Genomic DNA, 13,985 nt, shown 5'->3' on the forward strand with positions numbered 1-13,985 from the left:
AACACGGCCAAAACACCGCGGAGACAATTAATTTGAGTCGTCCCCGAGAGAATCAGCATCGACGTTATCATCAAGCGCTTTGATAACACTCTCGCAATCGAAATCTGGAACGCCGACGCGACCGAAATATTGACTATGTTGAACAACGAGCGCCTCCGCGAAAGGACTTGCAAGTGAAGCAATACGAACAAACTTTTTGGATTGGTCAAAATCTTCCGGCGCGACCTGATTCTGAATAAAGTCATCACGATCAGAAGGGGCGATATCCCTGTAATCAACGAGCGAGCTCCATTGAACGACGCGTGTATCTGCAAGATCCACAACCAAGTGCGGAATCAGGCGAAAACTTGGGAAATAGCGGTAACGTCCCTCCGTTCGAGTCAAAAACTTCGCGAGCGTTTTCCTTTTAGCGTTTGTTTTCGAGCTACACCAACTCAAATACTCTCCGAATTCATCGAGCGGCTTGGCAGAAGCACAAAGCAAGAGATCGACTTTGGGCTGCAATTCAGAGCGGGATGAGTCTTTAGAAGCTCTAAGAACCAGGTCACATGCAGGGTTAAGCACAACCCACCAGTGCCGTGTTTCATATTCATACAAAATATCGCCTGGGCCTAAATTTGCCGAAACTGAAGGAAAAATATAACGATGGCCCGGATGTTTTGAATACAAAACATCCATTCGCTTTGAGTCAATGAATCGAGAAAGCCTACTAAGAAGAAGTGCTGCAACGAAACTAACCCCGGAATCGCCATCGTATCCGCAACGATACTCCGACCAATTCGGAACAATTTCATCCCACATATGTTTAGCAATTTCAATTCGCAGACTATCCTCCAAGCTACGAAGATCCTCCACAATACGACTCGTCAGAATCTCATCAATCTTCGAAGGAACGTCTGAGCTATCGGATTTCTCTACAACTGCAACAAATGGTTCATTCTCGAGATCTTCGACTTTATGAGTATAACCGGTCCAAAATACGACGGGAACAAAGCGAGCGCAAGTTATCTGACGATAAACAGCAATACCAGTTTCAAGTTCACTACCGCCGATATCCACACCATCTTGATGGACATCAAGAACCACGATGTCACATTCCCCACGACCAACCCGAGCGGAACCTTCAAAAAAGTCATTAACGCCCTCAACAATAACATTAAAGCCATGGGAATAACGATAACTCGAAATTCTTCTGCTAATATTATTCAACTGCTCATCTTCATCTTCAATAATAAGCACGCGCACATCGCTATTCACTGGACACGCCTCCTAAACGTAGCCTCAAACAACGCACCTTGTCCTTCAGGGTTGTCAAGCAGCGTAAGCTCACCACCGTAAATGTCCTCGACAATATTTCCGACGATGGACAGGCCAAGCCCAACACCATCAGGCTTCTCTGAGTAGTAAGGTTCAAAAATTCGATCCTGACAACCACGTTCTACACCGGGGCCAGTATCTTTGACACAAACAGTAAGTGTTTCATCCTGATTAATACGACCAGAAATTGTAACCACTTTGGGCTCATCATCCGATTGCCTCGCAGTCCAATAAATTGCATTGTCCACAAGATTCAGAAGGACAAGCTGCAAATCAGCCTCGTCTATACTAACGTCGATATCAACATTCTCCCTTTCGAGAGCGACTTTCTTGGATCTGGCTTCGGAGTCAAACAAATCACAAACCCTTTCAAAGATGGCATCTAATCTCATGCGCTTTGGTCGGCCACGCTTACGACCGCCAAAAGGCTCAATTTGCTTAAACAATGCCCGGAGGACCTCGGATGCGACACCTATCTTATCAAAATAACGAAGCGAGATATCAGATAACTGATAACAATCAGAATTATCTACCGCGCCAATATCCTCTCTTCCAAATTCAACAGCATCGACGATACGTGCTAAAGCATTTCTCCCATCGTGAAGTATTCGATCAACCAACCCACCGAGCACCGCAAGCCTGGAGTATCGCTTGAGAATAGTCTTCACTTCCCGCGCAGATGCTTCGACTTGCCGACTTTTATTGTCAACGAAAGTTAAGAGCTTCTGATCCTGCGAATAACTAGCACGTACAACTTCCTTGAGATCCGTCATGTCGAAGTTAGCAAAGATGCCGCCTTCTTTGAATTCCGCTGAGGATTGACGATCCCTGCGGCGCGCGTCGTACCTATTCTTTTCAAGACGGCCCAAAGCGGCTAACACAAGTTTGATTAGATCAGCATAAGCGGGACTCGCTAAAAACCCTTCTCTATTCGACTGATCCTGAAGATCGGGGTTACCATCAGCCGTCACGAAGACACTACCTATAATCTGATTATTCGATACACGCATCGTTGGATTTTGCACACGGCGAAGATCAAGACCGAGCCAATCATTTCCATGTTCACCGAACGGAAATACTCGAAAGCCATCGCGATAGATACTCACTCCAGCGACGTCGTCCAGCGTTTCTCGGAATACCTTCAGCTGGCTAGAAGAAGCCTTTGTACCGTTGATTAGAGCCAACGAATCTTGAAGAGCCTGACGATCTCTGTCCCAAACACTGAGTTCAAAAGAAAACGCCCCACATCGAGGTTGCGAGTCATAATGCCACATTACACAATCGGATTCGACACTACTGTATGGAGGGTTGAGCTGCTCGTAAATAACAGAACCGGTACCATCCGCTTCAACACACCCAGAAACTTTGTAGTGCGGAAGCGCAAGATCTTCTGGAGCGGAGATTTCTCCTGCATATTCCGCAAATTCCCGAGCTTTTTCATCAAACGTTAAGTAGATACGAAACTCCGCGGCCGGCGGCACAGTTTTACCATGCCTATCAAATGGCAACTGCGCCGGCTTTGGCCGAATTAGTCGCGTCAAAGCAGTTCGAAGTTCGAGAATAGATTCCCGATCCCACGTCTTTGTGAGACCACTCATGCAAATGGATGTTCCTCGACCACGATTCCATCCATCCTGGAAACAAAACTCAAATATTTTCGCAGCTGGACCTCGCTCTGAATAAGCTATTGGAGTTCCACTATTCCAACCGATTTGAACTTCATCGAGATACATTTCATCGTTATCAAACTCAGACCAATCAATATCCAAGGTAAGTTCTATATCTGATAACGCTGTTCTTGTAACAAGTTCAAGACGCTGACCTAGACGCGACGCAGCAAGACGTCCAATTCCTTTTTCTCCAAGAACGCGCCTACCCTTTACACTTCGCGTTCTTTGTTTTTTAATATTCGTACCTATATCGAGCCAGGCAGATTCTAGCGTGGCCTCATCCATAGCATGTCCGTCGTCCCAAACCGTAATGGCACCTTGCCCAACGACTAGTGGGCCTTTGAATTCAACACATACAACACTCGCATCGGCGTCATACGCATTCTTTACAAGTTCAACCAATGCTACTTTGTCACTACTAATCAGTTCGGCGCCCAGTGTACGCAATATCCGTGCTTTAGGGCGCAGGCTGCCTTGCTTCATTTGCGAGCGTCACCCCATCTCTCCGATTCTCTTGTTTTCGATGTACACATCATAGCTTCATCAATAATCATCCGCGCTTGCTCCCCGCTCATGACACGAATAGCCCCCATACGCAAACTTGTGAGGTGATCATTTGCCACCAATTGTGAAAGTGCCACCTTAATGTCCGTTAACAATCCCGTTTGATGATCGGGTAAACCTTTCAGGATAGATACATTTCGACGCACATACTGATTCAAGATAAGCACATCTTCACCCATTAGCAGTCTGTAAACGCGTATCTGAGCATCACTGAGTAGTGAGAGCACTTGTTCACGGTCAAGAAAATAATTATCATCACGAAACACATCCAACGCTTTTTGCAAACGAGCGCTTCGCGCCGCGGTCAAGAACGACAGAGAATCTAGTGTTTGATTAAGATTTACCAAATTATCGACACCTTTTAATGGCATCATTAGCTGTACTGCACAATCGTCGTCCATTCGATGAACATCGAGAAGCGCAGCGATGAAAGCCGCGGCTCGTGTCATTTTCGGTCCACAATATAACCACCATCTATTTGAGCGATCACTGATAGCCCACCGAGCGAGTGCTGTTCGAAGCATGTCATTCGACAGAACTACTGATGGACAACCGGACGACGAGTTCAATGGATTCAGACAGGTTGCAACAGTACGCGCTAGTAAAGGCGGAACCGCGTTGCCAATCTGACGGAATGCATCACTTCTTGTACCTGAGAACCGAAAGCGATCAGGAAACGTTTGAATCCTCGCCGCTTCTCTCACAGTCAATGTTCTATTTTCCTCTGGATGAATATACCAGTAGCCATCTTTAGCAATGTGTGCAGTAATTGTTCTACTTAGATCATCCCATGCAAGCCGTTTATATTTATCAACAAATGTATCTGAACGGTAGCGCCTCAGGTGCTGCGGTAGGTCTGAATACAGAGTTTTCGATGTCATGAGAGAAAAAGCCTCACGATCGTCAGCTCTCACTGGCCTAGTCATATGATCATAAATGAATTGACAGGGTCGCTCTTCGCTAAGCATTTTAGCAAACTCGCTTTGAGTATCAGGCCGATAAGGCATTCGACGTGCACCCGTTCCTTCACCAAGCCTTGGAAGATCGCCAATCGCTTCATATACCGTTACTATACGGCGTACAGGTTTTGGCCAGTTCAGCGCAACACCATCTCTGCGCGCTTGCAGAATAAAACGTTTCCGATGCTGCGGTACTCCATAGCGCCATGCGTCCAAAAGTCGATAGTCAACCGAATAGCCACTCTGTTCTAGCATTTGGGCAATTTGGCGAATTACAGCGAGATCATCCACGATTGCCATGTCTGGCACATTTTCCATAAGGACAGCTCTCGGGCGCACTGCAAGAACCACACGCACAAAAGAACGCCATAGCTCTTTTCTCTGGTCATTTCGATCTCGAATACCCTGATCCACAAGGCTACGTATTTTGGCCCTTCCAGCACGGCTGAAAGGCTGGCATGGCGGTCCTCCCGCAACCAGGTCAATATCAATATTTTGAACCATTTTAATGAGGGCTGTAACCTCATCTGGATTTGACATGTCAACGTTCAACGCTAAGCCACGAAAGTTCGCGCGGTGCGTATTGACCGCCATTTGATTATTATCTACAGCGACGACTACAGTCCACCCCGCAGCTTCAAGGCCTACACCAAGCCCTCCTGCACCTGCAAACAAATCAACTGCAAGAAGTTTGCCTGCTTTCTTTTCGGCTTTGCACCACTCAATTAAGTCTTCCGAGGATGGCGCTTGTGGATGCCTGCCAAGTTCAAGCGAATCGGAGCGCTCGAGCTTTACTCCGTAAGTTGCCAAACTAGACGTTTCCTTTCGCCACTACATCCCGCCCTTGAGGCACGATCCTGCTCCGAACACCAGCATCATGTCAACAGTAATCCTACCCCTGGGAACGCATATAGGGCTCGACCTCGTACGTTCCGCGTGTTGCTGCGTTGCCTGCCACTTCTCAGGTGCATGCCTCTCAATCTTCCCAATTTGGTAAGGCGGCTCTTCCGAGTTGAGTGTGGGTGACCGGGTGTTGGTCGGGGGTTGCGGGTAGAGGTCGAGGTCCTTGATGATGAGCGGACTTCTACCCCCGCTGTCGTCAAGGACCTCGACAATGTCTCACCCTACCTGCTGCTGCTGCTGCTCTGCCTCGCTTGATCGTTGTGATCGGTGTGATCTGCTCGTCGGTTTGGAGGGCTTCCATCTGATGAGCGTGGCTCGCACCCCAGATGCTCTGGTACTTGATGTTGAGTCGTGCAACCAGCTGGTTGGCTGCCCGGGTTGTGGGGTGATCGCTCAAGGCCACGGGCGTGTGGTGGTGGAGGTGATCGACGCGCCCTGGGCCGGGGTCCCGGCGCGGATCCGGTGGTTTAAGCGACGGTGGATATGCCGCGAAACCACCTGCCAGACGGTGACATTCCTGGAGCACAGTGAGAAGGTGTGCGCACCCCGGGCGCGTTTGGGTGTGCGGGCGATCCGCTGGGCGATCCGACAGTTGCGCTTCGAAGGAGCCACCACCTGTGGCTTGGCCCGACAACTGGCAACCACGTGGAATACCGTGTGGTCCCACATCAAGCCGTGCCTGCAAGCCGCATCTGATGACCCCGCCCGTTTCGCAGGCGTGCGGGTGCTGGGGGTTGATGAGCATGTGTGGCATCACCAGGACCGACGCCGACGAGGGCCCCGTGAGTTCACCGGCATCGTGGACCTGACACGCGGGGAGGATCATCCCACGGCAAGGTTGTTGGACCTGGTCCCAGGCAGGTCTGGCACCGTGTACAAGAACTGGTTGGCCGAGCGCGGAGAAGACTTCCGTGCAGGGGTGCAAATCGCGACGCTGGATCCCTTCCAGGGACAGCAAGAACGCCATTGATGACCAGCTTCAAGACGCCACCAGCGCCTGAGGTGCCTTTCACATCGTCAAGCTCGCCGGTGACGCCCTTGATGAAGTACGCCGTCGCGTCCAGCAAGACACCCTGGGTCACCGCGGACGCACAGGCGATCCCCTCTACCAAATCCGGCTTCTTTTGCACGCCTCGCGCCACAAGCTCACCCCACGTCAACAAGAACGCCTCCGTGAGGCCTTCACGGCAGATGAGGCGCATATCAGTGTCGAAGTCGCTTACCTTCACCGGGCAAGTGCGCGAGGTCTTCCATCAAGCCACACCCGCCCAAGGCCGACGCCTGGCCGCACACCTCATCGAGCGCCTACCAACATGTCCCATCCCCGAAATCACCCGCCTGGGCCGGACCCTACGCAAATGAAAGGACGCACTCGACGCCTACTTCGACACCGCCGGAGCCAGCAACGCACCGCACCGAAGCCATCAACGGAATCATCGAATTGGGCAGACGCACCGCCAGAGGCTACCGCAACCCCACCAACTACCAACTCCGAATGCTCCTCATCACCGCAGGCTTAGACGCCTCTACCCACACCCAACTATAAAGAGCCGGTAAGGCTCACTGGACATGTTTCTATTGAGCGTTCTCACCACTGACAACCGTGAGAGGATGGTAGAGGTGCTGGACTGCGTCGCTCAGCACTACCCGGAGCTGGAGCTGTGGATCGCCTGGAACCAGCCAATGTTCACCCACCACGGGACGTACATCATCGGGTTCTCGGCCGCCTCTAAGCACATGGCGATGGCCCCCGAGCGCGCCACCATGATCCGTTTCGAGCAAGTCATGCGCGAGTACGGCACGGACTTCGGCACAATGCTCGCCCGCCAACCCTGGACCAAGCCCTTCGACTACGAACTCCTCGACGCATTCGTTCAGGACCAGCTCACAGAGAAGCAGGGCACCACGTCGTTCTAGCGCCCACAATCATGAAGATTCAACCACGAAACAACACACGAGCTCCTAACAACTTGTACAATTAGTACATGTCAACCGCTACACTCTCCGAGTTTCGACAGAACCAGGCCCGCTACATCGCTGCCGCCCAGGTTGAGCCCGTCGAGCTGCGCTCGCGCGGCGCGCAGACCCGCGCGGTCCTGGTCTCTCCCGCCTTCTATGAGGAGGCAATGGAGGCCCTTGAGGAACGTCGCGACCGACAGACACGAGACGAACTGGACCACTGGCTGCGAGAGGACCTCGCTCAGGCTGTTCGTGATTACGAGGAGAACCCGGATGATGTCTACACGCTCGACGACATCCGCGCTGACCTGGGGCTGAAATGACCGGGCAACGCTTTCGCCTAGTCGTGACCAGCCAAGCCCGACAACAGTTCAGACACCTCCGGCAATCTATGGCATCAGTCAGCGGTTCTGAAGTTACGGCCCGCAACTACGTGCGGGCGCTGACGGATTACATTGAGCAGCTTCCCGACTTCCCACTACGCGGCCAAGCCTTCTCACTGCATCACCCGGGAATGCGCATCATCGGATTCCGTAAGACCCTCCTCATCGGCTTCCTCGTGACCGACGACAGCGTCGTCATCCTCTCGCTTCTCTGCACACGCCAGTCCCGGCTCACGCTAGAAGAAGCACTGACGCAAGCCCTCGAATCCTACCAGCGTCGTAGCTGACAGCCAGGCATCCGAGAGAACGCCACACACAGAGCGGACAACCTAGCCCGCGAGCGCACGTTGTGCTTCCGCCGCCTCAGTATCGAGCTTCCAGGTTCCGCCGACAAACTCCCGTACGACCAGCCCTCCAGCTCTGATCGCGGCATTTCTCCCCCACCCTACGGACGCGTAGGATAGGGCCAGTATCATTGCGCCGCTCAGGCCTCGCCCGGTGGCGCTCACTCAAGCCTCCAGGGAGCACGCATGACCACGAAGGAAACCCCGGCCTCGTCCAACGATGATGAATCGACGCGGGCGCAGACGACCACCGAAGCCCTTGAGTGGCACGCGCCCGTCATGGTGCGCATCGACGAGCACACGACGATCCCCCACCTGCTCAAGGAGCGCGTGCAGCGCGGCGCGACCCGCCCGCTGATTCTGCGCAAGGTCGGCATCGGCGACACGTGGCGCTCCATCACGGCGCGCGAGTTCTACGATGAGGTCCACGCCGTCGCCGCCGGCCTCATCGCGCAAGGCCTCGGGCCGGGCGACCGGGTCGCAATCATGAGCCGCACCCGCTACGAGTGGACGCTCCTCGACTTCGCCTGCTGGGCGGCCGCCCTGGTGCCCGTCCCCATCTACGAGACCAGCTCCATCGACCAGGTCGCCCACGTCCTGGTCGACGCGGACGTCACCCTGATCGTCACCGAGACCGTGTCCATGGCGGAAATCGTTCGCGCGGCCGCCGAAAGAGAACACCGGGACAACACGCACGTCCTCTCCCTGGACTCCGAGGCCATCGAGACTCTCATCGCCGACGGTGCAGCCACCCCGCGTGATCGCGTCCTCGCCCGCTCGGAGGCCCTCACCAAGGACGACATCGCAACCATCGTCTACACGTCGGGCACGACGGGCACTCCCAAGGGCACGGTGCTCTCCCACGAGAACTTCACGAACCTGTGCGTCAACGCCCACGTGTGGATGCCGGAGATCGCGGCGGGCAAGGACTCGCGCCTGCTGCTTTTCCTGCCTCTCGCCCATGTGTTCGCGCGTTTCCTGCAGGTCTTCCAGATCAGCGGCAACGGCGTGCTCGGCCACGCGCCCAACATCAAGAACCTGCTGCCCGACCTCGCGTCCTTCCGCCCCAGCTACCTCCTCGTGGTGCCGCGCGTCCTGGAGAAGATCTACAACTCGGCGGACACGAAGGCGCGCGGCCTGAAGCAGAAGATCTTCCGGTGGGCCGCGAAGGTCGCGATTGCTTACTCCCAGGCCCTCGATACGGAAGAGGGCCCCTCGGTGTCCCTCGAGGCCCAGCACATGCTGGCCGACAGGCTCGTCTACCAGCAGATCATCCGCCTGGTGGGTGGCAACGCGGACTACATCGTATCGGGCGGCGCGCCCCTGGCCACCTGGCTCGCCCATTTCTACCGCGGCGTCGGCATCCCTGTCCTGGAGGGCTACGGCCTGACCGAGACGGTCGGTCCGGTCTCCGTCAACACGCCCCGCCTGTCCAAGATCGGCACCGTGGGCCCAGCCCTGCCGCCCATGTCCTTCAAGATCAGCGACGAGGGCGAGATCCTTCTGAAGGGCCCCAGCGTCTTCCAGCGCTACCACAACGATCCCGAGGCCACGGCCGCCTGCTTCACCGAAGACGGCTGGTTCCGCACGGGCGACCTGGGGAGCCTGGACCGCGACGGCTACGTGTCCATCACGGGCCGCGCGAAGGAGATCATCGTGACGGCGGGCGGCAAGAACGTCGCCCCAGCCGCCCTCGAAAACACGATGCGCTCCCACCCGCTCATCTCCCAGGTCCTGGTCGTGGGCGATCAGAGGCCGTTCGTCGCCGCGCTCATCACGCTGGACGCGGAAATGCTCCCCGATTGGCTCGCCGCCCACTCGCTGCCCCCGATGAGCGTGGCCGAGGCAGCCACGAACGTCGAGGTCCTGGCCTCCCTGGAGAAGGCGGTGGCCTCGGCGAACGAGCACGTCTCGCGCGCCGAGTCGATCCGTAAGATCAAGGTCCTGACCACCGACTTCACGGAGGCCAACGGCCTGCTCACGCCTTCCCTGAAGGTCAAGCGCCTGGAAGCCACGCGCCGCCTGGCATCCGTCATCGACGAGATCTACGGCGGCCCCGTGCAGAACTGACGCACGCGCGATCTGCGTGCACATGAACGAGGCCGTGGCCAGCTCGCGCTCCCCGCTTTCGATCGGGGATTGCTGAGCCAGCCACGGCCTCGTATGTGCCTGCGGCTACTGCGAGGCGAGGGCCGCCGTCGGGGGCGTGCGCGCTGCGCGGATCGCGGGGTAAAGCCCGGCGATGGCACCGATGAGGACGGTCGCGCCCAGGCCGGCGGCGATCACCCACCAGTGGAGGGTGGGCGGCCACCCGTAGGCGATGCACATTCCCCACGTCACTCCCCCGCCGATGAGGCATCCGGCGACGCCGCCCAGGAAGGACAGGATGAGGGCTTCGGCCAGGAACTGGACGCTGATGTGGCTGCGCTTGGCCCCTAGTGAGCGGCGCAGGCCGATCTCCTTGCGGCGCTCCAACACCGAGATGATCATCGTGTTGGCCACGCCGATGCCGCCCACCAGCAGGGCGATCGACCCGACGCCCGCGAGCAGGGTCGTGAACGTCTGATCGGCGGCGTTCTGGGCGGCCAGCGCGTCCGAGGGGCGCGACACCTTCAGGCCCGTGGACCCCTGGGGTGCCAGGGTCGGCCCGAGCAGGGTCCGCACGTTCTCGACCTGGTCCTCAGAGGAGCGCTCGTAGATCGTCGTCGGCGTCTTGCCCGCGTCGAAGTAGGTCGAAGCGGCGGACACGCCGATCAGCGCGGAGTTGTCGAGTTCTTCGGCCAGGGGCGCGGGTTCCAAGATCCCCAGGACCGTGAAGGATCGCCCGCCCAGCCACACTTGCGTGCCCGGCTGAACGACGCCGAGGAGCTGCGCGGCCTTCGACCCCAGCACGACGCCCGGGTACTTCGCGGTCGCCTCGTTGAGCCAGGCACCACGCTTCATCTGTCCGGAGACGACGTCAAGGAGGTTCGTGTCGGCCGCCATCGTGATAATGCCGCCGGTCGCGTTCGGGTCGGACAGGCGCGAGCGGTACACGGACACGCCGGAGAGCGTGGAGGTGGAGGCCGCCGACGTGACGCCGGGAATCATGCGGGTGCGCCCCACGGAGTCCTCGGGCAGGATCAGCTCCGCGCCGCTCAGGTCCGCACCGCTGCGCGCCGTCAGCATGTTCGTGCCGAGCGCCCGCAGCTGTTCTTGCAGGCGGGCCTGCGAGGAGGCCGAAACCCCGACGACGCCGACCATCGCGGCGATACCGATGGCGATACCGAGCGCTGACAACACGGCACGCATGGGCCGGGCGCGCAGCCCGGTCAAGCCCAGGCGGGCGACGTCGGAGGCGCGCAAACTCGACCGATAGGCGCGCGCGTGCTTCCTACTCGTCATGGCTACCTCCCCCGTCTCCCGGGCGTCCCGAATCGGACACGATTTCACCATCACGAATGGCGATCTGGCGCGGCAGCGACGCCGCCAGGTCGTTGTCGTGGGTGATCACGATGATCGTAGTGCCGGCCTCGTTGAGCTCGCGCAGGAGCGCAACGATGGACGCGCCCGAGCGCGAATCCAGGTTGCCGGTGGGTTCGTCCGCGAGCAGCAGGGCCGGGTGGCCAATGATGGCTCGGGCAATGGCGACCCGTTGGCGCTCGCCGCCCGACATCTGGTGGGGCTTGTGGTCGATGCGATGCCCGAGGCCCACTCGGGTCAGGGCCTCACGCGCGGCCTCGCGGCGCTTCGCCCGAGGTACACCCCGGTAGAGCAGGCCGTCGGCCACGTTATCCAACGCGGACACCCCGGCCGTGAGGTGAAACTGCTGGAACACGAAGCCGATCAACGAGGAGCGCACTCCCGACAGCTCCGTGTCACGCAGGGAGGACACGTCCGTACCATTGATGCAGACGCTGCCCGAGGTGGGCCGGTCCAGCGTTCCGATGAGGTTGAGCAGGGTTGATTTACCGGAGCCCGAGGGGCCGACAATGGCGACGAATTCGCCCTCATCGACGTTCAGGGAGACTCCGTTGCAAGCGTGCACGGGCGGGCTGCCGAAGGACCGGTGCACGTCGGTCAGTTGCAGGATGTGGCTCATCGGTTGGGCACCACCACGCGCTGGCCCTCGGCGATTCCGTCGCCGCTCACTTCGACGCGGTCGCCCGCGAACAGGCCGACGGTGACGGGAACCCGAGTAATGGAGCCGGCCTCGTCGACGACCTCGACGCCAAACTGGTCGGCGCTGAGGGCCACGAGGGCACCCAGGGGCACGGAGAGGACGCCGCTGCGCGACTCGGAGGTGAAGCCGAGAGACACGGACGCCTCCTGCAGGCCTTCGAGAGCCGACGGATCATCCGGGGTGATGGTGACCGGGACGATGCGTTCCTTCGATGCTTCCTTGTTGCTTGACGAGGTGTCGCCGGGCTTATCTGTCGGCGGCTCAACCGCGCTGATCGTGCCGGTCGTCGACTTGGCCGAGCCGGGCAGTCGGATCGTCACGGAATTCCCGACGACGCCCAGGGCCTGGTCGGAGAGCTTCAAGTTCGCGGAGACGATCTGGCGCGAGGACGAGGCCGTGAACAGTTCCGTCTCCGTCGTCGCGGTGTCGCCCACGCGGGCCTTGAGCGCGCCGACGCGCAGGTCCTCGGGGGCGAAGAGCACGGAGCCAAGAGGCAGGGTCCCGTCCTGGGGCAGGCTCAGGGCCTTCTGCCACTTCTTGATCGCGACAATGGTGTTCCAGTCGAAATGCCCGTTAGGAGTCTGCTCGAAGTAGCCCAGAGCGGACAGGGCGGTCTCCAGCTGGACGACGTCCTGGCCGTCGTTCATGCCCTCTTCGAAGGCTCGCCAGGCGGGAACCGCGCCGTGGAGCAGGTAGGCGTTCGCACCGCCCACCGTGTAAACGTGGTCGCCTTGTCCCAGCGTCGTGCCGGGCGTGGGCAGCGCGGTGATGACGCCGTTAAAGGCGCTCTTTTGCACGTAGGAGTCCGCGTAGCGCAGATTACCCTGCACGGTCGTCTCCCCCACCAGGTCGCCGCGCTCAACCGTCGCAGTCGCCCCATCGAAAGACTGCGGCGCGTCGGAAGCCGCACTCGATCCCTGGCAGGCGGACATCGTCAGCGCGCCGACCGCGAGGAGTGCCGCGGCAGCCACGGCACGCGCGGATCGTGGTCGGTTCACTTGGCACCCCCGGCCTGCGCGAAGCACTTGTTCAGGGCATCCTCGGGGATATCCGGCAGGTTCAGGCCCTCGCCGGGCTGGGGGTCCTTCACGTCGTAGCCGAGGCCGCGCAGGCATTCGGCTCCCTTCACCATGGCCTCGCGAACGGCCGGGTCGTTGGCGATATTGCCTTCGCCCGTCAGGTTCGACACCTTCATCATGCACTCGTTGAGGGCGTTGTTGAAGGCGTCGGAGGTGTCGTTGAGCTGGTCGGGGGTCAATCCCGTGTCGGGCACGTCGAAGCCCTTCTCACGCATGCACTGGGCGAAGACCAGGTTGGGGTCGTTGCTGGCCGCGTTCGAGCCCGCGCTCGGTGACTTGGTACTGGGCGAGGCGGGCGAATCGGTCGTTCCACACGCGCTCAGCGCCGCCGCCAGGGTGAGAGCGATAACTGCAAGGGCGCGCGTCTGCGGGCGAGTCTTCATTGAAACTCCTTGAAGAATTTTAGGGTGTGGGAATCACTTCCAAGGATGATTACAGTCCACTTATCTGGAAGCTACCTGAAAACTATCAGAGAGCGCGCGCAGAATTTCATCAGACAACCCTAAGAGTCCAAAAACGAGGCCGTTTCCGCCTGGCCACAGCCCCGCGCCCCGCTCAGCGTGAACCCCGCCCAGGCCTCGTCGCCCCTTGACACATAGCGGGGCGGGGAACGCCTGCGCGTCCCCCGCCCCACTCCTCACCCGA

13 protein-coding genes are annotated in these 13,985 nt (G+C 58.3%); 6 read left to right on the top strand and 7 right to left on the bottom strand.

Annotated elements, in window-relative coordinates; translation table 11 throughout:
- Positions 1-27: 27 nt before the first annotated feature.
- The 3 genes from O3932_RS02710 to O3932_RS02720 are packed head-to-tail and all read right to left on the bottom strand — an operon-like array spanning position 28 to position 5,320.
- Positions 28-1,257, bottom strand: a complete 1,230-nt coding sequence (locus tag O3932_RS02710; protein ID WP_371536023.1) for a hypothetical protein — start codon at positions 1,255-1,257, stop codon at positions 28-30.
- On the bottom strand, positions 1,254-3,470 hold the full coding sequence (locus O3932_RS02715; protein WP_371536026.1) for an ATP-binding protein: 2,217 nt from the start codon (positions 3,468-3,470) through the stop codon (positions 1,254-1,256). Before O3932_RS02715 ends, O3932_RS02710 begins: the two co-directional genes overlap by 4 nt.
- A complete protein-coding gene (locus tag O3932_RS02720) occupies positions 3,467-5,320 on the bottom strand; it encodes a DNA cytosine methyltransferase (RefSeq protein WP_371536028.1) in 1,854 nt (617 codons plus the stop codon). The genes O3932_RS02715 and O3932_RS02720 overlap by 4 nt, the downstream gene beginning before the upstream one ends.
- Positions 5,321-5,624: 304 nt before the next feature.
- Between O3932_RS02720 and O3932_RS02725 the strand changes: the two genes are divergently transcribed.
- The 6 genes from O3932_RS02725 (at position 5,625) to O3932_RS02750 (ending at position 10,169) form a co-directional block, all read left to right on the top strand.
- Positions 5,625-6,383 carry a transposase family protein gene (locus tag O3932_RS02725; RefSeq protein ID WP_371536030.1) on the top strand — a complete coding sequence of 253 codons (759 nt, stop codon included), beginning with the start codon at positions 5,625-5,627 and terminating at the stop codon, positions 6,381-6,383.
- Between the two features lie 43 nt (positions 6,384-6,426).
- The gene (locus O3932_RS02730; protein WP_371536075.1) at positions 6,427-6,933 is read left to right on the top strand and encodes a transposase; all 507 of its coding nucleotides are present in this window, start codon (positions 6,427-6,429) and stop codon (positions 6,931-6,933) included.
- A 91-nt stretch (positions 6,934-7,024) separates the two neighbouring features.
- Positions 7,025-7,330 carry an iron chaperone gene (locus O3932_RS02735; RefSeq protein ID WP_371536032.1) on the top strand — a complete coding sequence of 102 codons (306 nt, stop codon included), beginning with the start codon at positions 7,025-7,027 and terminating at the stop codon, positions 7,328-7,330.
- Between the two features lie 68 nt (positions 7,331-7,398).
- Positions 7,399-7,695: a type II toxin-antitoxin system Phd/YefM family antitoxin gene (locus O3932_RS02740; RefSeq protein WP_009647539.1), complete on the top strand. Its 297-nt coding sequence runs from the start codon at positions 7,399-7,401 to the stop codon at positions 7,693-7,695.
- Entirely contained in the window at positions 7,692-8,042 is a 351-nt protein-coding gene (locus tag O3932_RS02745; protein WP_371536034.1) for a type II toxin-antitoxin system RelE/ParE family toxin, read from the top strand. The genes O3932_RS02740 and O3932_RS02745 overlap by 4 nt, the downstream gene beginning before the upstream one ends.
- Before the next feature lie 243 nt (positions 8,043-8,285).
- Positions 8,286-10,169, top strand: a complete 1,884-nt coding sequence (locus O3932_RS02750; RefSeq protein ID WP_371536036.1) for a long-chain fatty acid--CoA ligase — start codon at positions 8,286-8,288, stop codon at positions 10,167-10,169.
- Positions 10,170-10,274: 105 nt separating this feature from the next.
- Here O3932_RS02750 and O3932_RS02755 read toward each other — a convergent pair whose 3' ends face one another.
- Genes O3932_RS02755 through O3932_RS02770 form a run of 4 tightly spaced genes read right to left on the bottom strand, consistent with a single transcriptional unit; the run spans position 10,275 to position 13,723 of the window.
- The gene (locus O3932_RS02755) at positions 10,275-11,483 is read right to left on the bottom strand and encodes an ABC transporter permease (RefSeq protein ID WP_296504703.1); all 1,209 of its coding nucleotides are present in this window, start codon (positions 11,481-11,483) and stop codon (positions 10,275-10,277) included.
- Positions 11,473-12,180 carry an ABC transporter ATP-binding protein gene (locus O3932_RS02760; RefSeq protein WP_371536040.1) on the bottom strand — a complete coding sequence of 236 codons (708 nt, stop codon included), beginning with the start codon at positions 12,178-12,180 and terminating at the stop codon, positions 11,473-11,475. Before O3932_RS02760 ends, O3932_RS02755 begins: the two co-directional genes overlap by 11 nt.
- A complete protein-coding gene (locus O3932_RS02765) occupies positions 12,177-13,259 on the bottom strand; it encodes a peptidoglycan-binding protein (protein ID WP_371536043.1) in 1,083 nt (360 codons plus the stop codon). The genes O3932_RS02760 and O3932_RS02765 overlap by 4 nt, the downstream gene beginning before the upstream one ends.
- A complete protein-coding gene (locus tag O3932_RS02770; protein ID WP_009647533.1) occupies positions 13,256-13,723 on the bottom strand; it encodes a hypothetical protein in 468 nt (155 codons plus the stop codon). The genes O3932_RS02765 and O3932_RS02770 overlap by 4 nt, the downstream gene beginning before the upstream one ends.
- Positions 13,724-13,985 lie beyond the last annotated feature (262 nt).

Origin of the sequence: Pauljensenia sp. 20925_1_25, from assembly GCF_041433955.1 — a bacterium.
Lineage (GTDB): Bacteria > Actinomycetota > Actinomycetes > Actinomycetales > Actinomycetaceae > Pauljensenia.

Bases quoted from the DNA above. Each gene is read 5' to 3' on its own strand.
- O3932_RS02715 (WP_371536026.1), bottom strand. From the start codon at position 3,470: ATGAAGCAAGGCAGCCTGCGCCCTAAAGCACGGATATTGCGTACACTG.
- O3932_RS02725 (WP_371536030.1), top strand. From the start codon at position 5,625: ATGTCTCACCCTACCTGCTGCTGCTGCTGCTCTGCCTCGCTTGATCGT.
- O3932_RS02735 (WP_371536032.1), top strand. From the start codon at position 7,025: ATGGTAGAGGTGCTGGACTGCGTCGCTCAGCACTACCCGGAGCTGGAG.
- O3932_RS02740 (WP_009647539.1), top strand. From the start codon at position 7,399: ATGTCAACCGCTACACTCTCCGAGTTTCGACAGAACCAGGCCCGCTAC.
- O3932_RS02745 (WP_371536034.1), top strand. From the start codon at position 7,692: ATGACCGGGCAACGCTTTCGCCTAGTCGTGACCAGCCAAGCCCGACAA.
- O3932_RS02750 (WP_371536036.1), top strand. From the start codon at position 8,286: ATGACCACGAAGGAAACCCCGGCCTCGTCCAACGATGATGAATCGACG.
- O3932_RS02755 (WP_296504703.1), bottom strand. From the start codon at position 11,483: ATGACGAGTAGGAAGCACGCGCGCGCCTATCGGTCGAGTTTGCGCGCC.
- O3932_RS02760 (WP_371536040.1), bottom strand. From the start codon at position 12,180: ATGAGCCACATCCTGCAACTGACCGACGTGCACCGGTCCTTCGGCAGC.
- O3932_RS02770 (WP_009647533.1), bottom strand. From the start codon at position 13,723: ATGAAGACTCGCCCGCAGACGCGCGCCCTTGCAGTTATCGCTCTCACC.